At 72.6% G+C, this 19,125-nt stretch carries 12 protein-coding genes; 5 read left to right on the forward strand and 7 right to left on the reverse strand.

Going from position 1 to position 19,125, the window contains the following annotated elements:
- Positions 1-94: 94 nt before the first annotated feature.
- From WMF36_RS20895 to WMF36_RS20905, 3 genes are all read right to left on the reverse strand, one after another.
- On the reverse strand, positions 95-706 hold the full coding sequence (locus WMF36_RS20895; RefSeq protein ID WP_437581378.1) for a hypothetical protein: 612 nt from the start codon (positions 704-706) through the stop codon (positions 95-97).
- Complete coding sequence (locus WMF36_RS20900) at positions 699-2,492, reverse strand: serine/threonine protein kinase (protein ID WP_437581379.1); 1,794 nt, start codon at positions 2,490-2,492, stop codon at positions 699-701. Before WMF36_RS20900 ends, WMF36_RS20895 begins: the two co-directional genes overlap by 8 nt.
- 262 nt (positions 2,493-2,754) lie before the next feature.
- On the reverse strand, positions 2,755-3,009 hold the full coding sequence (locus WMF36_RS20905) for a hypothetical protein (protein WP_437581380.1): 255 nt from the start codon (positions 3,007-3,009) through the stop codon (positions 2,755-2,757).
- A 1,157-nt stretch (positions 3,010-4,166) separates the two neighbouring features.
- On the opposite strand from WMF36_RS20905, the gene WMF36_RS20910 reads away from it, so the two are divergent.
- The 3 genes from WMF36_RS20910 (at position 4,167) to WMF36_RS20920 (ending at position 8,142) form a co-directional block, all read left to right on the forward strand.
- A complete protein-coding gene (locus tag WMF36_RS20910; protein ID WP_437581381.1) occupies positions 4,167-5,405 on the forward strand; it encodes an alpha/beta fold hydrolase in 1,239 nt (412 codons plus the stop codon).
- A 344-nt stretch (positions 5,406-5,749) separates the two neighbouring features.
- Complete coding sequence (locus WMF36_RS20915; protein WP_437581382.1) at positions 5,750-7,348, forward strand: hypothetical protein; 1,599 nt, start codon at positions 5,750-5,752, stop codon at positions 7,346-7,348.
- A 41-nt stretch (positions 7,349-7,389) separates the two neighbouring features.
- On the forward strand, positions 7,390-8,142 hold the full coding sequence (locus WMF36_RS20920; protein ID WP_437581383.1) for an ABC transporter ATP-binding protein: 753 nt from the start codon (positions 7,390-7,392) through the stop codon (positions 8,140-8,142).
- Positions 8,143-8,490: 348 nt separating this feature from the next.
- On the opposite strand, the gene WMF36_RS20925 is transcribed toward WMF36_RS20920, so the two are convergent.
- Complete coding sequence (locus WMF36_RS20925) at positions 8,491-9,402, reverse strand: lysophospholipid acyltransferase family protein (protein WP_437581384.1); 912 nt, start codon at positions 9,400-9,402, stop codon at positions 8,491-8,493.
- A gap of 387 nt (positions 9,403-9,789) precedes the next feature.
- On the opposite strand from WMF36_RS20925, the gene WMF36_RS20930 reads away from it, so the two are divergent.
- Complete coding sequence (locus tag WMF36_RS20930; protein ID WP_437581385.1) at positions 9,790-10,428, forward strand: response regulator; 639 nt, start codon at positions 9,790-9,792, stop codon at positions 10,426-10,428.
- 85 nt (positions 10,429-10,513) lie between these two features.
- Here the strand turns inward: WMF36_RS20930 and WMF36_RS20935 are convergent, their stop codons facing one another.
- Positions 10,514-10,786 (reverse strand): hypothetical protein, encoded by a 273-nt coding sequence (locus tag WMF36_RS20935; protein WP_437493507.1) that lies wholly within the window; start codon positions 10,784-10,786, stop codon positions 10,514-10,516.
- A 416-nt stretch (positions 10,787-11,202) separates the two neighbouring features.
- On the reverse strand, positions 11,203-12,534 hold the full coding sequence (locus WMF36_RS20940; RefSeq protein ID WP_437581386.1) for a hypothetical protein: 1,332 nt from the start codon (positions 12,532-12,534) through the stop codon (positions 11,203-11,205).
- A 724-nt stretch (positions 12,535-13,258) separates the two neighbouring features.
- On the opposite strand from WMF36_RS20940, the gene WMF36_RS20945 reads away from it, so the two are divergent.
- A complete protein-coding gene (locus WMF36_RS20945; protein WP_437581387.1) occupies positions 13,259-13,561 on the forward strand; it encodes a KGG domain-containing protein in 303 nt (100 codons plus the stop codon).
- A gap of 163 nt (positions 13,562-13,724) precedes the next feature.
- Here WMF36_RS20945 and WMF36_RS20950 read toward each other — a convergent pair whose 3' ends face one another.
- Positions 13,725-18,647 (reverse strand): Lhr family helicase, encoded by a 4,923-nt coding sequence (locus WMF36_RS20950; protein WP_437581388.1) that lies wholly within the window; start codon positions 18,645-18,647, stop codon positions 13,725-13,727.
- Positions 18,648-19,125: the final 478 nt, after the last annotated feature.

The following is a 19,125-nucleotide window of genomic DNA, read 5'->3' on the forward strand; positions in this document are numbered from 1 at the left end:
GGGACATACGCTGGACGCGCGCGACCGGCGCGAGCGCGCGCTCGGCTGGACGCGGGCGCCCGGCGCGTCCTCGGCGGACGCGCGCGCGGGTCGCTCACTTCACCCGGACGCTCTGGATCGGGTAGCGCTCCGCGAGCGGCACGAGCGCGCGCTCGACGAGCTCGCGGACGCGCGCGTAGCGCTGGTGGTTCGTCGCGGCCGGGTTGCGCTTCGAGTCGATGACGCCGATGCGGATGTCCAGCGTGCGCGCGTCCTCGACGCCACCCGTCACGAACGCGTCCGGGTGCACCTTGTCGAGCTCGGCGTTGAGCTCCGCCGTCTCCGGGACCGCGCCGGCGAAGGTGACCTCCAGCCCCTCGCCCAGGCCGTTCAGCACGGCGTTCAGGTTCTCCACCGGGAACGGCTGGCGCGCGAGCCACGCGACGACCGCGCGCCGCGCGCCGCGCAGCGCCACGCTGACGGCGAGCGCGACCGTGATCGGCGCGAGCACGAGGGCGCCGAGCGGGCGCGCGACCGCGGGGCCCACGTCGCGGCCGAGCGCCGCGAGGAACGCGAGCAGGAAGACGCTCGAGGCGAGCGCCACGAGCGGGGGATCGGTGAGCACGCCCCACCGCGAGGTCGACGCGTTCATCAGCCGCGTGAAGCGGGCCGACACGCTCTGGTCGGCGCGCTGCTCCGCGGCGCTCCCGTGGGTCATCTCAGGCATCTCCGGGGTCTCCGAGCATGCGCCAGAAGAACAGGCCGACGCCGAAGAGGAGCAGCACGCCGGCGACCCAGAACGAGCGCACCGGGCCGAAGCTCAGCACCTCGCCCGATCGCTTCATGATGAGGTCGGCGACCGTGACCACGCACGCGAACACGATGCAGGCCACGGGCAGCCCCAGCTGCTGGAGGAGGGTCGGCCCGGTGGCGATCGGCCTCGGCTCCGGTGGACGTGGTCGTATGTCCGCCGGCGGGCGCGTCGACGGCCGGTACCTCGCCGACGGCATGTCCGACAGCGGGCGCACCGCGACCGGCGGCAGCGAGGTCGCGCGCGGCGCCACGCCGAGCGCCATCTCCAGCGGCGGCGTGCTCTCCATCATCCCGAGCATCCCGCCGCCGCGCGCGTGCATGCTCGGCGAGGCGCTCTCCATCCCGATCCCGCCGGCGCGCGGGTGTCCGCCCACGGGCGTCGCCTCCGCGAAGCCCGCGCGCTCGTCCCTGATCGCGCGGCCTCGCGCGCTCGCGGGCGCGCTGTCGGCGGCGAACGCGCCGATCCCCCGGCCCAGCGCGCTCGGCGGGGCCTCCGGGAGATCCATCTCGAGCCCGGCGGAATCCGGGCCCGGCAGCGGGCGCACGCTGCTCGCCGGGCCGTCGCGGCGGCCTCCCCGCGGCGAGCGCATCGACGCCGGGGCCACGTCGAGATCGAGCTCGAGCGACCCCGCGTCCCTGGGCGTGTCGAGCCAGACGTGCCCGGCGCGCTTGACCTGCGGGGCGCGCATCGACGACGACGGCGGCGGCGGGGTGGAGTACGCGTCCTCGAGGGCGGCGGCCCGCCCGAACGTGGCCGGGAGCCCCATCGCCGCCTCCAGCTCGGTCCAGAAGGACTCGATGTCCCTCGTGCGGTCGCGCGGGCTCACGGCGAGCGCGCGCTCGAACACGGCGTCGACCTCCGGCGGGATGCTGGCGCCCTCGGTCCGGGGCGTGGGCCGGCGATTCACGTCGAGCGCCGTCCCCATCATGGCCTGCGCCTCGCCATCGATCACCTGCCGCCCGACGAGCGCCTCCACCATGGTGAGCGCTAGACCCCAGACGTCGGTCCAGGTTCCCGCCTGCCCGAACCGCTTCGGCGCCCACTGCTCCGGCGCGCCGTACGCCGGGGAGAACGCGTTCAGCGGGTCGCCGTTCGTCACCCGCCCGACGGCCTGCTCGGCCAGCGTCTTCGCCTGGGCGATGCCGTAGTCGAGGATCCTGAGGCGCTCCGTCCCCTCCTGCGTCGTGATGAAGATGTTCTCGGGCTTGAGATCGCGGTGGATGATCGACACCGGGCCGTTCGGGCTCGGGAAGCGGTGTGCGCGCGCGATCGCCTGCGCGATCGGGCGCATCATCTTCATCAGCCGGTGGAGCGGGATCGGCGGGTCCCCCTGGAGCCTGCGCCGATCGATGACCTTGTCGAGCGACTCGCCCTCCAGCCACTCGAGGGCCAGGAAGGGGACGAACTCCCCGCGCTTCAGGTGCAGCACGTCGACGTGGAGCGGGCGGACGACCTCCGGGATGGAGGCGGAGAGCCGGAAGAGCAGCTGGGCCTCCTCGCGGAACTTCTCGAGGAAGAGCTGGCGCTCGCGCGGGGTCTTCGCCTCGGAGACCTTCAGGCATTTCAGGGCGACCGGCGCGCGGAAACCGGCATGAAGCGCTCGGTACACCACGCCAAATCCCCCTTCCGCGACCACCTGCTCGACGTGGAAATTACCCGCCTGCGTGGTCCCGACGATGCCGAAGACGTCGTCCGCCATGCTCCCCTGAGCCATAGCGCACGGGGCCGCTAGACCGAAGGGCGAAACCGAATCGTGCTGTTCGATTGTGCCAGCGTCACATCCGGCTGCCCCGAGGTGACCAGATGGGCGCGGAGGACGGAGGAGGGCGCGAGGCCGGCTGTTCTACGTGACCGCCTACGTGACCGCGGACGGTGACCGCCTACGTGACCGCGGACGGTGACCGCCTACGTGACCGCGGACGGTGACCGCCGAGGCGGCCGAGCGGCCGGGAGGCGCTGGCTCAGCTGCGGAGGTGCGAGGAGGCGTCGCGGTGGGCCCGGTCCTCTTCCTGGAGGATCGAGAACACCAGGCCGGCGCCGATGATCGGCAGGAGCCAGACGAGCTGCGCTTGCCAGACCTTCTGCTTGGGCTCGTAGACGCGGCTCCGGAAGACGCGCACGGTGACGTAGACCTGGAAAGCGAGGATCGCCGCGAGCGCGGTGCCGATGAGGATATCGAAGAGCGTCATGGGTGGGCCGCGGACCAGCCTAGCCATGAAGGGACCTCCCGCAAGCCGGCGGTGCCCGCCGTCGCGATTTCGTCCCCGGCGGGCACGGACCCGACGCGGGCGCTGACGGGTGGCCGTGAGCCGCCCGTGGACCGCCGTCGCCCTCGGCGACCCCCTCCGGTGCACGCGGCCGAGCTGGTCGGCGCTCGGCTCTCCAACCAGCCAGCGGGCAACCTGACCGAGACCGCCTACGGTCCGGGTCGCTGATCGCGTGGTGCGCGAGCGCCGGACGCTGAAGGGCTTGTTAAAGACACCGCGCTGCCCCCGATCGCCTCCCGGCGGCGCCAAGAAGTAAGACATCTTACCTGGATCGCCACACGGTGGCCCTCTGCCGCATCCCAGCTCGCGCCGATCGCTTCCCGGCGGCACACCGAAGTAAGACCGCTTACCTCAAACCGCCGCTCGGTGGCCCTCTACCGTATTCCAACTCGCCCCGATCGCCTCCCGGCGGCACACCTAAGTAAGGCATCTTACCTGAATCGCCGCTCGGTGGCCCTCCACCGCATTCCAACTCGCCCCGATCGCCTCCCGGCGGCACATCGAAGTAAGACCACTTACATCAAGCCGCCGCTCGGTGGCCCTCTACTGCATTCCAACTCGCCCCGATCGCCTCCCGGCGGCACGTTGGAGCAAACCGCGCTCGGCGAAGCGCAGCCGCCGGCTCGGGTCGCACCGATCGCAGGCGGGTTGCTCGGGCAGATCAAGATCAAAGACGACTTCGATGCACCACTCCTGACGACGTCCGGCGCGCGTTCGAGGGAGACGACGCTTGAAGTGGCTGCTCGACACGCACGTCGCAATCTGGTTTGCATCCGACCCGGGACGATTGCGACGGGGGTTATCGATGCAGTCCAGGACCCCGGTGCGCAGATACTGATCTCGGTTGCTTCCTGGTGGGAGCTCGCAATCAAGCACGCCATCGGACGGCTGGAAGGCAGCCTGCCGCCGGAGCAGCTCCGGGCGTGCTGGCTTGGCTACCCGACGGTGCGGGAGCTGGCCATGGGTCGCCGAGAGGATCATGGCGGTCGAGCGCGGGCGCCGTCCGCACCCGAGCGCCTCGCGTGCGCAGCATCCCCCGAGCCGCCCGCGGTCCCCGATGAGAAATCCCGGGCGGAGCTCCGTCGACGTCGTACTACAGTACGCCCGTGCCTCGACCCCGACCCGGGCTCCGCGCGCGGCGCACCTGGACGCCGGATCTCCCCGGCCCCCGGCGCGGCCGCGCTCTGCTCGCCGCTGCCGCGGCGTGGATCGCCGCGGCCTGCTCCACGCCGTCGTCCGGGGTCGACGGCGGCGACCTGCTCGGCGTCTTCGAGCGGGATGCCGGCACAGCCGCCAACGACGGCGGGCCGCCGCGGCCGGCGGCGGCGCGGCAGGATGCAGGCGCCCGCGCGACCGGCCCGGCCAGCGCGGCCGCGCCGCCGTCGAAGCCGCCCGCGGCGAGGCCGCCCAGCGAAGGGCGCTGCGTCGCCGAGCAGGGGCGCCCGGGACGAGAGCTCCGCAAGACGCTCGGCAGGCCGCCCTGCCGCGGCGCCCAGGTGCTGGAGACGCGCGACGCCGAGGGGTCGCCCCGCTACGCCTGCGTGATCGCGCCGAGCGGCGTGGAGACGCGCGCGCCGCTGCCGCTCATCGTCTTCTTCCACGCCGACGGCGACGACCCGACGAGCGTCGACAAGGAGACCGGCCTGCGCAAGCTCGGCGCCACGTGGAACCTGACCGGCGACCCCGCGCACGCGGGCTTCATCGTGCTCGCGCCCCAGGGCCGCGCCTTCAAGACGCCGAGCCAGGCCGAGCGCGAGCGCGGCACGAAGATGTACACGGCGGTCGCGCCGTTCGACGTCGAGTTCACCGGCGAGGGCAACGTCGACGTCGCGACCGTCGACGCCTTCGTCGACCAGCTGCTCGAGAAGAAGCTCGTCGACCGGCGGCGCATCTACGCGCTCGGCGGCTCCTACGGCGGCCACATGGCGGCGACGTACGCGATGATGCGCGCGGACCGCGTCGCGGCGTTCGCCACCTTCGGCAGCAACGCGCCGCCGGCCGAGTGGGCGTGCCCCGGCCCTCCCCCGCCCGCGATGGCGATCTACCGCGCGTGCGACGACATGTTCTCGTGCGAGTCGGTCGAGCGGTGGCTGCGCGCGCGCGACGCGCTCTCCGCGCACACCTCGTTCCTGCGCCTCGACGAGGCCAGCAGGGACGAGCCCCACTGCGCGCTCAGGAACCGATGCTCCGCCAAGAAGGGCGCCATCAACCACGCGCGCTGGCCGAAATCGCGCGAGACCGACGTGCTCCGCTTCTTCGCTGGGCACGCCCTGGCGCTCGGCGCCGACGCCGCCGACACCGCCGCTGAGCGCACCCGGACGCAGACCGACGCAAACGTACGCTGACGCGCGCTGACGCGCGCAAACGGATGTCGTTCGTCGTACCCAGGCGCAAGCGCGCGCTGACAGGCATAGCCACGCGCTGACGGACGTACGTGGACGCATGCGCGCGCTCACGCACGCCAGCGCACGCTGGCCGACGCACCCGAACGCGAGCGCGCGCTGGCGGACGCGAGCGGATGCAAACCGACACAAGCGGACCCAAACGCGCGCTGACGGACGCTGACGCCGCAAGTGCACGCTCCCACTGCTCATCCCACGTCGGCGCAGAGCTTCGCCGAACGTCGACACTGCAACGTTGCGGTGCGGCGTTGAGCGGACCCCGCGTGTTGGCGTAGTGTTGCTCCCCGATGTCCGCTCAGGTCCAGGTCATTCTCACCCCCTTGCCGGTCGGCATGTCCATCCCCGCCGGCACGCTCCGCGCCGAGATGGAGTCGCGCCGCGCGACCGGTCGCCGCTTCGACGTCCGCGACGCCGTCGCCCTCGCCGTGCCGCTCTGCACGCAGCTCCACGCGCTGCACGCGCAGGGGCGGACCATGTTCGTCCACCCCTCGTGCCTCGGTTACGACGCGGGCGGCGCGCTCCAGCTGATCGAGGAGCTCGCGCACACCCCACCTCTCTTGCCGCGCGACCGCGCCTGCCTCGCGCCCGAGGAGCGCAAGGGCAGCGAAGGCGACGCGCGCGCGAGCGTCTTCGCGATCGGGGCCATCCTCTACGAGCTGCTCACGAACGCCAGCGTCGGCCCGGGGATGCGGCGTCCGGCGGACGTGATCCCCGATCTGCCGCCCGCGCTGGAAACCGTGCTCGGCAAGTCGCTCGTGGCCGATCCGAAGCACCGGCCGGCGGACCTCGCCGCCCTCGCGCAGGCGCTCTACCAGATCGTCCCGGCCGCCTCGGAGCAGCCGCCGAGCGCCGATACCTCGCACCTCGACGGCGACGGGGACTTCGAGGTCGACATCAATCTCTCCATGATGCCGCCGAACGGGCACGCAGAGGGGCACATCCCGTCGGCGCCGTCCTTGCCGAGGATCCAGTCGGTGACCGGGGACGGACCGTTCGCTGTCGCGATCCCGGTCAACCAGCCGCCGCGCCTGCACGGCGACGATCCGACGCGCAAGCTCGCGGATCTCAAGGCCGCGCTCGAGTCCGATACGCGGCCGCGGTACGTCGTCATCAAGGACGGCATGGACCACGGGCCGTTCTCGTCCGTGGAGCTGCTCCAGCAGGTCGCGTCCGGCTCCTTCACGGGCGACCAGGTGCTGCGCGACACGTTCTCCAGCGAGGAGCGCGCCATCCAGGACTGGGAGGAGTTCGCGCCGTTCGCCGAGCAGGCGAAGCTGAACCGGGACATCGTGCAGGAGAAGCGCGCGCTCGACGCCGTGGTGTCGGCCGAGAAGCAGGGCACGCAGTACAAGGCGCTGCTCGGGATGGCGCTGATGGGCGTGATCCTCGCCGCGGGCGCGGGCTGGTGGTACCGCGAGCGCAGCCACAAGGAGCAGGAGCTCGCCGTGCAGGGCGCGACCGACCGCATCGCGATCGAGGTCGACGCCGGCCTCGGCAGCGCCAAGGCGGCGCGCCAGGGCGGCGGGGCGCGGCCGAGCGGCGGCGGCAGCTACCCGACGCTCGGCGGCGGGATGAGCTGTGAGGCGGCGCAGGCGCGCTACGTCGAGGAGTACAAGCTGGGCAACAACGGCCCGGCCGATCTCACGGCGGGCGCCTACGGCAACGTGCTCAACCGCGGCACGTACCTGAACGCGTGCGGCGTGCCGTCGACCATGGACGTGAGCGTCTGCGCCGCCGTGCAGAACGGCCGCGCCGTGGGGGTCACCATCACGACGAGCCCGTCGAGCCCGGGCATCGCGTCGTGCATCTCCGGGCAGATCCGCGGGATGTCGTTCCCGTCCCATCCGCGGCTCGATGTGGCCCGGACGACGTTCTCCTCGAAGTAACGGGGGTAGGGTACGGGGGCGCGCGCCCCTCCCCGGCGACCGTGTCCACGCGACCGATGATCCAGATCGAGCAGCTGACGAAGAGCTTCGGGGGCATGCCCGTCCTCCGGGGCGTCGACCTCGACGTGCCCGCCGGCTGCCTGTACGGGCTCATCGGGCCGGGCGCCTCGGGCAAGAGCGTGCTGCTCAAGATGATCACGGGGCTGCTGCGGCCGGATCGCGGGCGCGTGGTCGTCGACGGGAAGGACGTGCACGCGCTGAGCGAGCTCGATCTCCAGACGTTCCGCCTCAAGTTCGGGATGCTGTTCCAGAACAACGCGCTGTTCGACTACCTGACCGTCGGGGAGAACATCGCGTTCCCGCTGCGCCGGCTCTACGATCTGAGCGAGGAGGAGATCGAGGAGCGCGTCGCGGAGCGGCTCCGCGTGGTGTCGCTCGCGGGGTTCGAGGACCGGACGCCGGCGGGGCTGTCCGGCGGCCAGAAGAAGCGCGTCGGCGTCGCCCGGGCCACGATCGCGCGGGGCGAGATCGTCCTCTACGACGAGCCGGCGGCGGGGCTGGATCCGGTGACGTCGCAGCGCATCTTCGACCTGCTCCGCGCCGAGCAGCGGGCGATGAACGCCACCGTGGTGATGGTCTCGAGCGACCTCGACCGCCTGCTCACGGTGACGGACCGGGTGGGGATGCTCTACCGCGGGAGGCTCATCTTCGACGGCACCACCGAGCAGGCGAAGGCGAGCGATGATCCGCGCGTGCGGCAGTTCGTGCATGGGTTGACCGAGGGGCCGCTCTAGTCTTCTTGTCCGAGCACCGCTCCAGATCGCAAGACCCGCCAGCGCGGCTGTCACGGTGGTTGGAAACCATCGATGCCGAGGAAGCAGGCCGTTGAGTGGCGGGAGCCGCAATGGATCGCGAACAGGGACACGATTCATTACCTCCCCTGTGTCGATCGCGCCCCTTGCGGGTTTCACCTGGGAAATCCCCTCATTTTGTGCCCGTTTACAGCGAAAAATTGAACAGGGAGGCGGGGAGGCGGGGAGTTATTCTGAGGTTTTACTCCCCGCCTCCCCGCCTCCCTGTGAATTCTCCGAAAATTTGAGGGGATTCATCAGGGGTTTCACCCCTTCAGGCAGCGATCTGCTCTACGCCGGCGCGACCGGGCCGTCGCCGGCGAAGTGGAACCACTGCGTGGGGTGGGCGCGGACGAAGCGCTCCATCGCGGCCATCATCTCGGACGCGGCACGGTCCCGCTCCGCCTCGGTCGCCCGGCGGGCGAGCCAGATCGGCGGGGCCACGACCGCCTCGTACTCGAGGAAACCCAGGCGGTGCGTGAACACCGGCAGGATCGGCGCGCCGCTCATCGCGGCGAGCGCGATCGGCCCCTCGGGCGCACGCCAGCGGGCGCCAAGGAAGGCGACCTCCCGGCTGCGCATCCCGGGCGGCACGCGGTCGATCTGCATCGCGACGACGCCGCCGCGCTGCAGGTGCTTGAGCAGCGGCAACGCGTCGAGGGGCCCGTCGCCGATGTGCACAACCTGGACGCCAGCGCGCTGCCGCGCCGCATCCTGGATGGCGCGCGCCTCGGCATCCCGTTCGCGCTGCATCGCCAGCATGACACCCCCAGGGTGCACAACGCCGAGGATCTGGCCGGCAATGTCCCAGCCACCCGTGTGCGCCGTGACGATGAGGACACCCCGGCCAGCCGCAGCACACGCACGGTAATGCTCGACACCCAGGGAACGCCGCTCCACCGTGTAACCACGACCGCTCGCGAGCAGCAGCGCCTCGGTGATGCAGCTTCCGTAGGTCGCGAACACCGCGGCGCTGTCGAGCATGTCGACGAGGCGTGGCCGCGGCCCGCGCACGCGGCGCAGGTTCTCCTCGACGCGACGGCGCAGCCCGGGGAGCGCGGCCGCGAAGAGCACGCCGAAGACCGGAGGGCTGTGGCGCACCCAGGGCTCCGGCCCGCGCGCGACGCCCGCGGCGAGCGCGCGGCGCCAGAAGGCCGAGTCAGGTCGTAAACGGGAGAGGAGAGCTCCGCGCAGGCCAGGCATGAGGCAGGCTATCTACCGCAAACATAACGGCCGAGGGAGAGGCATCGACCGAGAGGCCGCACCGGCATGAATCGACCGAGAGCCCGCGGCGTCATGGGCGGGCCGCCGAGGGCTCGCCGCGCGACGCCGCGAGCTGCCGGACGACGGGACGACGGGACGAGCGCCGAGCGCCCCGGCCCGATGGAACAACGTTCCAGGTGACATCGGCCCGCCGCGCCCGATTGCCCTCCTCGCTCGTCCAAGGCGATTCCGCGCGGAGCCAGGGCCACTCCACAGGAGCTCCGCAGAAATGAAATCGCGCTCGCCAGGCGGCTCCTTACCGAGAAAACAGGTTCGTGGAGATCAAAGCATTCTGTTACAAGGCCCATTGGCAAGGGGGGTTTCGACATGAATATCCTGCTCGTCGATGACCAGAACGTCGTTCGGGAGGCGCTCGCGCTCGCGCTCGCGTCACAGCCAGGGGTGAGCGAGGTCGTTCAGGCTGGAAGCGGGCAGGAGGCGCTCCGAGCGCAGGAGAGCCGCCGCTGTCAGGTGGCGGTGATCGAGCTCGGCCTCGCCGACCGCAGCGGCGCCGAGCTCATCCGCGAGCTCAAGCGCCTCGGGGAGCTCCGCGTCGTCGTGCTCTCGATACACCGGGACGAGTTCCGGGTGGCCGAGGCGATGCGGGCCGGCGCCGACGGGTACCTGTCCAAGCAGAGCCGGCTCGCGGATCTCATGGAGGCGCTGCGCACCGTCGTTCGCGGGCGCACGGTCGTGTCGCCGGACGTGAGCGCGGCGATGGTGCGCGCGCTCCAGCGGCGCGACGCCGCCGCCCAGGGAGACATGGTGGCCGCGCTGAGCGACCGGGAGCGGCAGGTGCTCCGCCTGCTCGCCATGGGCCGCTCGGCCAAGGAGGTCGCCGCGCAGCTCTCGATCAGCGTGAAGACGGTCGAGACCCACCGCGCGCGCCTCTGCGCGAAGGTGGCGACGCACAGCGTGGCCGACCTGACCCGCCTCGCGGTGCGATCAGGCCTCGTCGAGGCGTAGACAGCCCCCTCGATGGCGAGCGCCCGGCGGACTCCGGGCGCTCCCTCGCGCCCACGCAAAGGCGGCGCGGCGGCTGCGCTGGCGCTCACGCCGCCGCGGTGGCGGCCCGAGGAGCGGCCCTCAGCGCCGGCAGCGTCTCTCCGATCAACGCCGAGCCGATGGCGAACCCCGAGAGCGTGAGTCGCATGCGGAGCACGTCCAGCATGCCCTGGCCGTGGAGAACGGTCAGCGTGCTGCGGATATCTCTGCGGCGAACACACAGCTTCTCGACGAGCGTCTCAAGGGTCTCGGCGCGTCCTTCGCGCTGGGCAACGGCAAGCGCCTGCAGGAGGGTTGCGGCTAAAATTTTCTTGTCCATGAGAGCACCCTAGAAAGCGTTCCCGTGAAGTGCCTAATTTTCGACGACGATTTTTGTGCTGTGCCGGGATGTCGCTCGCCGGTTGGATGACGGGCCCTCCCTACTCTGCTCATCCTGCGCCTGAACCCCACTTACCTGCCCCCGTGGAACGCCAGGCCACGATGTGTTCAGGCTGCCGCCATCCAGGGCCCGCCTCCCAGGAAAGACACCCTCGACGGGGCGCAAGCACACCGGGGTGGACGAACGTTCATTGAATCCAGCTCCTCGAATGGCTCGATGCGTCAGCGGGGCCCAGCGGAGCGCGCCAGGCCGGTCCGGTGCTTCGCGACCCTTGCATGGCCCGCCGCGAGAACGCGCGGACGCTCGCGCTCGCCGAGCAGTGGACCGGCGAGCCGCCGTGACGTGGCGGCGGACGGTTACAGCTTGCCCCTGGCGTAGGCCCGCTGGAGCGTCAGCCCGGGGGGGCCGGGCGAGAGCTCGAACGCCTCCGGGCGGCCGTCCGGCGCGAGGTTGCCGACGAGGCGCATGGTGCCGAGAGAGACCGTGACCGAGCCCGACGCGTCGCGGGCGTACTGGACGTCCACGGGCTTTGTCGGATCGATGGAAGGCATGTATTCCTGCTGCTTGAGGTCGAACGGCCCCTTCTTGAGACGCCGGGCGAGCTCCGAGGCGGTGGCGACAGGCGACGCGAGCCACGCCTTGGCCGAGGGGGTGAACGTCCCCTGGACCTTCTTGCCCTCGACCTCTCCCGAGTACTCGTATTGATAGTTCGTCTTCTGCGACAGCTCGATCCGGTGGTTCGTCTTGCCCCCCTCCGATTCGATCCAGACGCCTCCCTTGAGGCGCCCCTGAGCGTCGATGAGCACGTTCGACGCATCATCCTCGATGTGCAGCGACCTCGGGTCTCGCGGCAGGAGGGTGGCCGCGCGCGAGAGCCATCGCCGCTGGCCGCCCTCGTCCTTGAACAGATCGCTCGTCTCGAAGCCGACAGGGACCTTGCCGATGCGCAGGATCACCGTGTCCGTGTACTCGGATCTCGGCGCGGCGCTCTTCGAGTCGAACGAGTCGAAGATCCCCTTGGCGAGCCGCTCGAACGTGCGGACATACCCGACCTCGTCGTGCAGGCACGCGATGGGGTGCGCCCTGTCCGCGTGCAGCGCGATCTTGAGCAGGCCGGCCGCCTTGCCGGCGGCGGTCGGGGCGACGTAAAGGGCCTGCACGAACACCGCGGGGCTCTCCCGGTGCACGCTGACCTCCCAGGGCACGACGCGGGAGACCTCCACCTTGGCGGGATCGAGGAGCTCGACGAAATTCCTTATCACCTCTCCCGAGTCGAGCATCGTGTTGTAGACGAAGCACTCGACAGGGCTGCCCGTGCCGAGGGGGATGGTGATCGCGACAAGCTTTTCCTTCTGCTCGATCTGCGGCTCCCCTGCCCCGAACGCGCGCGCCGACCAGTCCGCGGCGCGGACCTCGTGGGCCGGCAGCTCGTCGACCTCGCGGGCGAGGGCCTTGTCAAGGTCGAAAGGCTCCTGCGCCGCGGGCGCGGCGCTCGGCGCAGGGCTCTCCGCGGGCGCCGCGCCGGTGGACCCGCCGCATCCAGCGAGGAGCGAAAGGGGCAGCACGAGCAGGCCCGCGCCACGAGCGGCGCCCGGAGAGCGGCCGCGCGCGCGGCGAGGCGAGGATGTCGTATTGGGTGAGATGAGCTGGCCTTCGTCGAGCCGAGCCCCCGGAATCGGAAGCGCCATCGTGAGGATCTCCTGCACGCCACCCCGGCCGCCGGCAACGCCCCTCAGCAGGCCCCAGCGCCGAAATGATGATGCGATGCAACAGAAGCGGCAGCGGGGTCGTGATGTCAAGACGCGACGCGCCAGCACCGCTTCCCATCGCCGCGCGACACGCCCGTCAAGGACCTCGGCGGCTTAGCGAGACAATAGCCATAACAATGAAAATTAACAACCTCACAGGAAGCGGCTCGGCGCGGCCCACGGGCCGGTGAGGCACAAGAAACGCGGGCTCTCTCGCTCGGAGTCGCCAGTGTGCTCGGGAGATACCCTAGGCGCGCACGGTGTTGCCCCTTCGTGTCACGTGTCGACGACAGGTCATCTCGCCGGCTCGTTCGATGAGGCGATACAGGCCATCGGAGGATTGCAACGAGAAAATCAGAATGCGCGACGCGTCATCCCGGCCGTGCGGCGGCTGAGCCCGCAGCGGCTGAGGCAGCTGCGCACGGTCGCACGCACAGTGAGGCAGTTTGCCGCATCGAGCCCTCGAAGAGGTACGCGCCCTGTCGAGGTGGTCATCGGGTGTCCGGCCTCGACGCATCGTCGGATTCGTCCGAACGCTCGCGTCTGGCACCCGCGTTGCAGCACCGTCCAGCGTCGCCGGCACCGCCGGTGCGATGTGGCTAGGCAGCAGGTAGTCACGATCGTCGAGTGACGTTCACGATGCAATCAATGCGAGGAGTGGATCATGGGACAGATCAGCGAGAGCAAGCGGGGCTTCGCGGCGATGAACGCAGAGCAGCAGCGTCAGATCGCGAGCCAGGGCGGCAAGGCGGCGCATGAGAAGGGCACCGCGCACGAGTTCACGTCCGAGGAAGCGCGCGCGGCGGGCCGCAAGGGCGGCGAGGCCGTCAGCCAGAACCGCGAGCACATGGCCGAGATCGGGCGCAAGGGCGCCGAGGCGCGCAGCCAGGGGAACGGGAGCCGGAAGAGCCGCGATGCGAGCCGCGCTCAGCACGTGAACGCGGACGAGCAACCCCAGCAAGGCTGAATCGTCCCGGCGCCGCTCGAGATCCCTCCAGCGCCGCAAGGACCACGAAGAGCCGCCGAGGAACCACGAAGGGGCCTCCCCTTTCCTGGTTGCTCGGGGGTCCTTTCTGGCAGGAGGCGTGCGCACGGCGGACGGCGCCCCCGCAGCCGCGCCCCATCGACGGTCACTCCGGGCCGTCGTCGATCCCCGCGCCGTCCTCGAACATCGCCGGGTCGTCGTCATCGAGGTCGAGCTCGCCGTCGTCCGGCGCGCTGCCGTCGGCCGCGTGCGCACCGCCCTCGGTCGCGCCGGCGGGCGGCGCCATCCGCCATCCGCCGGCCGGAGGCCCCGCCGGCCATGAGCGCAGCCCGGGCGGCGGCTTGAAGCCGTCGACCTCTTCCCCCTGTGCGTCGAGCCCCGCCGCGGCCGCGCGGCGGGCCCAGTCGGGCGCGTTCGCGGGCGTTTGCCGCGGCCGCCACGGGCCGCGCTCGGGCGTGGGGGCGCGCTTGAGGTAGCCGTGCACCCCGGAGGTGAAGCCCACCTCCGCCAGCGCGCGCGCCACGGGGGAGCCGTGCGCCGGCTCGCCGTCGATCGTGGCCACGAGCACCGCGCGCCGCCGCCCCTCGGTGACGAGCGCCGCGAGCGCCGACGCGATGGCGTGGATCGCGTCGCCGCGCTCCGGCTCGACCTCGGGCAGGAAGGTGGTGAGGCTCCGCTCGGTGCGGCCCATCCACGCGAGCAGCCGGCCATCGTGGAGGATCACGAGGGCGCCGGCGGCTCGCTGTGGCCGGACCGGGCCGCGGACCGCGGCGTCGGGCGCGCTGTCGGCGCGCGGGGCGAGCTCGGGCCAGCGGACGGCGGCGCCCCAGGGGCTCGCCGGATCCGTGGCCGCGAGGACGAGCGTCCGCGGCTCGTCGGACGGCTCGCGGCAGGCCCGGAGCCGATCGTCGGCCCCGGGCACCGCGAACTGCGCGGCGCCCAGCCCGGCGACGAAGTAACCGCGCCGCGCCTGACCGGCCTCCTCCATGGCGCGGAGCACGCCGTACACGGCCGAGAAGCCGCCCGCGAGCCCCTCGACCGCCGCCGCCTCGCGCGTGAGCACGCCGTGCCGCTCGAGCAGCGCGCGGGCGAGCGCCGCGCGGCGCTCGGTCTCGCCGGGCGCGCCGGCAGCTGCGCCGGGCACACCGGAGGCGCCGGCAGGCGCCCCGGAGGCGCCGGGAAACGACAGCAACGACCAGCGCCCCTCGCTGCCCGGCGGGCCGATCCGGCGCGCCCGCAGGCCGGCGAGGCCGGACGCGGGACGCTCGCGGTCGCGCCGCCGGCCGCTCGATCGGGACTCGCGGCCGAGGGCGCGCAGCGGGGCGAGCGTGTCGTTCGTGACCTCGCCGGCCCACACGAGATCCCAGAGCGCCGCGAGCAGGTCGGCCCCGAAGGCGCCCGTCTCGCGCGAGAGGTCGGAGAAGAAGAGCGCGCCGCGGCGCGCGAGCGCGGCGCGGATCCCTTCGGCCAGCGGCCCCTCGGCGCGGCCGGGCGGCGGGACGAGGTACGGATAGGCCTCGGCGAGGTAGAGCGCGACGCGGCCATCGCCGTCGCCGACCGGCTCGACGCCGCGCCAGAGCACCTCGCCGGCCGCGCACAGGGCGTCGAGATCGCCGGGGCGGTAGCCCTCGACGCGGGCAGGCAGGATCTCGGCCTCCAGGGCGGAGGCCGAGAGCGGCGCGCCCTGGAGCTGCTCGAGCACCGCGAGCAGGCCGTCGAGGCCCCGGCGGCGGCGGTTCAGGCCGTGCCAGTCGGCGAGGAAGCGCGCGTAGGCCTCGGGCGGGACCGGCTCGACCTCGGCGCGCAGCCGCGCCAGCGAGCGGCGCTTCAGCGAGCGCAGCACCTCGGCGTCGCAGAACTCCCGGCCGTGGCCGCCGGGGAGGAACTCGCCCTCGATGACGCGGCCGCGGTCCGCGAGCCGCGCGAGCGCGGCCAGGACCGGCGCGGGCCCGAGGCCGAAACGCCGGGCCACGTCGTCCGCGCGGAAGGGCCCGTGCGTGCGCGCGTAGCGGGCGACGAGCTCGCCGAGCGGATCCGCGACCGGCTCGAGGAACGCGATCGGGAGGCCGGGCGGCGGCACCACCCCGAGGGCGTCGCGCAGCCGGCCTGCGTCCTCGGCGGCGGCGAGGCGGCGCTCGCCGCCGAGCTGGACCTCGATGGCGCGCCGGTCGCGGACGAGCTCGTCGATCCAGGCGGCGGTGCCCTCGCCGGCCGCCTCGGGCGCAGGGTCGGGGCCCGCCGCGCGCCGGGCGATCTCGTCGCGCGTGAGATCGCCGAGCGAGAGCAGCAGATCGTGCAGCTGGTCCTCGTGCTTGATCGGCGCGCGGCCGTCGAGGCGCTGTAGCGACGCCTCGAGGGCCAGCACGGCGTCGGCGTCGAACAGCTCGCGCAGCTCGGCCTCGCCGAGCAGCTCGCGCAGGCGGGCGTGATCGATGGCGAGCACCTGCGCCCTTCGCTCGGCGAGCGGCAGGTCGCCCTCGTAGATGAAGTTGCCGGCGTACGCGAAGAGCAGCGTGGCCGCGAACGGCGAGGGCGCGCGGACGTCGACCGTGACGACGCGGACCTTGCGCGCCGCGATCTGCCGAAGGAGATCCTCGAGCGCCGTGAGGTCGAAGACGTCGCGCAGGCACTCCCTGTAGGTCTCGAGCAGGATGGGGAAGGAGCCGTAGCGCGACGCGACGGCGAGCAGGTCCGCGGCGCGCTTGCGCTGGGCCCAGAGCGGCGAGCGCTTGCCGGGGAACTTGCGCGGCAGGAGCAGCGCCCGGCCGGCGCACTCGCGGAAGCGCGAGGCGAAGAGGGCGGTGTCGCCGAGGCCGCGGACGAGCAGGTCCTCGACCTCGTCGGCCTGCGGCAGGAGCTGCTTCGCTTCGGGGGGCGACTCGGACTCGGGCAGCCGCAGGACGATGCCGTCGTCGGTCCACACGGTGTCGACGGCGAGGCCGAGCTCGAGGCGGCACTTCTCGGCGATGCAGATCGACAGCGGGGCGTGCACGCGGCCGCCGAACGGCGAGAGGAGGCAGATGCGGTAGTCGCCGACCTCGTCGACGAAGCGCTCCAGGACGATGGCGCGGTCGCTCGGGACCTCGCCCGTGGCCGCGGCCTGGTCGCGCACGTAGCGGACGAGGTTCCTCGCCGCGCGCTCGTCGAGGCCGTGCTCGTCGGCGAGCGCGCGCTCGGCCTCTTCGTCGGGCAGCGAGGCGAGGCGGCGCGCGAGGGCGCCGATGGAGGCGCCGAGCTCCGCGTTGCGGCCGGCCTGATCGCCGCGCCAGAACGGCATCTTCCCCGGCTCGCCCGGCGCGGGGACGACGAGGACGCGGTCGTGGGTGATGTCGGTGATGCGCCACGAGGAGGCGCCGAGGAGGAAGACCTCGCCCTCGCGGGCCTCGAAGACCATCTCCTCGTCGAGCTCGCCGACGCGCCGGCCGGGTTGCGCCGCGTCGCCGCCGGCGTCGAGGAAGACGCCGTAGAGGCCGCGATCGGGGATGGTGCCGGCGTTGACGACGGCGAGGCGCTTCGCGCCCTTGCGGGCGCGCACGGCGCCGCCCACGCGGTCCCAGACGATGCGGGGCCGGAGCTCGGCGAACTCGTCGGAGGGGTAGCGGCCGGAGAGCATGTCGAGCACGCCCTCGAAGCCCGCGCGCGGCAGGTCGGCGAAGGGCGCGGCCCGGCGGACGAGCGCGAAGAGCGCGTCGACGTGGAGGGTGTCCATCGAGACGATGGCGACGATCTGCTGGGCGAGGACGTCGAGCGGGTTCCTCGGGTAGAGGGTCGCCTCGACCTTGCCCTCGCGCATGCGGGACGCGGCCGCGGCGCAAGCGAGGAGGTCGCCGCGGTGCTTGGGGAACACGATGCCGCGCGACGTGCCGCCGACCTCGTGCCCGGCGCGGCCGACGCGCTGGAGCCCGGCGGCGACCGAGGGCGGCGCCTCGAGCTGGATGACGAGGTCGACGGCGCCGAGGTCGAGGCCGAGCTCCAGCGACGAGGTCGCGACGATGCATGGCAGGAGGCCGGCCTTGAGCCGCTCCTCGGTCTGCTGTCGCTGCTCGCGGGCGATCGACCCGTGGTGGGCGAGCGCGATCTCGGCGCCCGCGGTGTCGTTGAGGGCCGCGGCGAGGCGCTCGGCGAGGCGCCGGCTGTTCACGAAGATCATCGTGGTGCGGTGGGCGCGGACGAGCTCGACGAGGCGCGGGTGGATGCTCGGCCAGATCGAGCGCTGCGCGGGCTCGGCCGGCCCCTTTGGCGGCCCCTCGCCGGCGCGCGCCGCCTCGCCGAGCTTGGTCATGTCCTCGACGGGCACCTCGATGCGGAGCTCCAGCGCCTTGGGCGCGCTCGCGTCGACGATGGTCACCGGCCGCGGAGCGAAGCGCGCGCCGGCGCCGTCGATCTCGCCGCCGCCGAGCAGCCGCGCGACCTCGTCGAGCGGCCGCTGCGTGGCGGACAGCCCGATGCGCTGCATCGGTCGGGGCGCCGATCGGAGCGCCTCGAGCCGCTCGAGCGACAGGGCGAGGTGCGCGCCGCGCTTCGTCGCGACGAGCGCGTGGATCTCGTCGATGATGACGGCCTCGACGGCGCGCAGCCGCTCGTGCGCGGCGGCGGTGAGCAGGAGGTAGAGCGACTCCGGGGTGGTGATGAGGATGTCCGGCGGCTTCTTGGCGAGCCGGGCGCGGTCGACGGGCGCTGTATCGCCGGAGCGCACGCCGACCTGGGGGACCCGGTACGGCAGGCCGAGCCGCTCGGCGGCGGCGGCGATGCCGGCGAGCGGCGCGCGCAGGTTGCGTTCGACGTCGATGGCGAGCGCCTTCAGGGGTGAGACGTAGACGACGCGGCAGCGCTCGGCGGCGTCGGGCTCGGGCGAGGCCATGAGCCGGTCGAGGGCCGCGAGGAAGGCGGCGAGCGTCTTGCCGGAGCCCGTCGGGGCGAGCAGCAGGGTGGAGGCGCCGTCGAGGATGGGCGGGAAGCCCTGAGCCTGGGCGGGGGTGGGTGCCGAGAAGGCACCCCGGAACCACGCCTGGGTGGCGGGGTGGAAGCGGGCGAGCGGATCGGGTGCGGGGGAGCGTTTCTTTGCCATCGGCGGCGCTTGCGCGGCGCGGGAAGCCAGTCGAGCGCGGCGCTTCGTCCGTGCGTCTGTCTTCGCGCGGTCCCTTCCTGAGCGGGGGGCTGCGGACGATGCAAGAGCCATCCCTCACGGGGAGACCTGGCGCAACCGCTCCCGGTGCGGGCCGGAAGGCCACGCGAGCGCATTGCCCTGCAGCTGGCGAGTCGGCGGGGCCCCGCGCTGCCCGGCGAGCGCCCTCCACGGGGGCCGGGCTGCTCGGAATGCCCGCTCTCATCCCGCCCGCTGCATCCTGCAGCCAGCAGCCTGCTGCATGGAGCACGCAGCCCGGCTCGAGACGAACCCGCCGAGGCTCGCCGCGCTCGCGTATCACCCCGACACGAACGCACTCCAGATCACACGCGCTCGGCGCGGCCCATTCGCCGACCCCGATGGCCTGCTCTGCGGCGCCCGAGTCTGGGCCACCAAGGGATCTCCCGGGCGCCCGGCGCAG

Source organism: Sorangium sp. So ce887, from assembly GCF_051521455.1.
Taxonomy (GTDB): Bacteria; Myxococcota_A; Polyangia; order Polyangiales; family Polyangiaceae; genus Sorangium.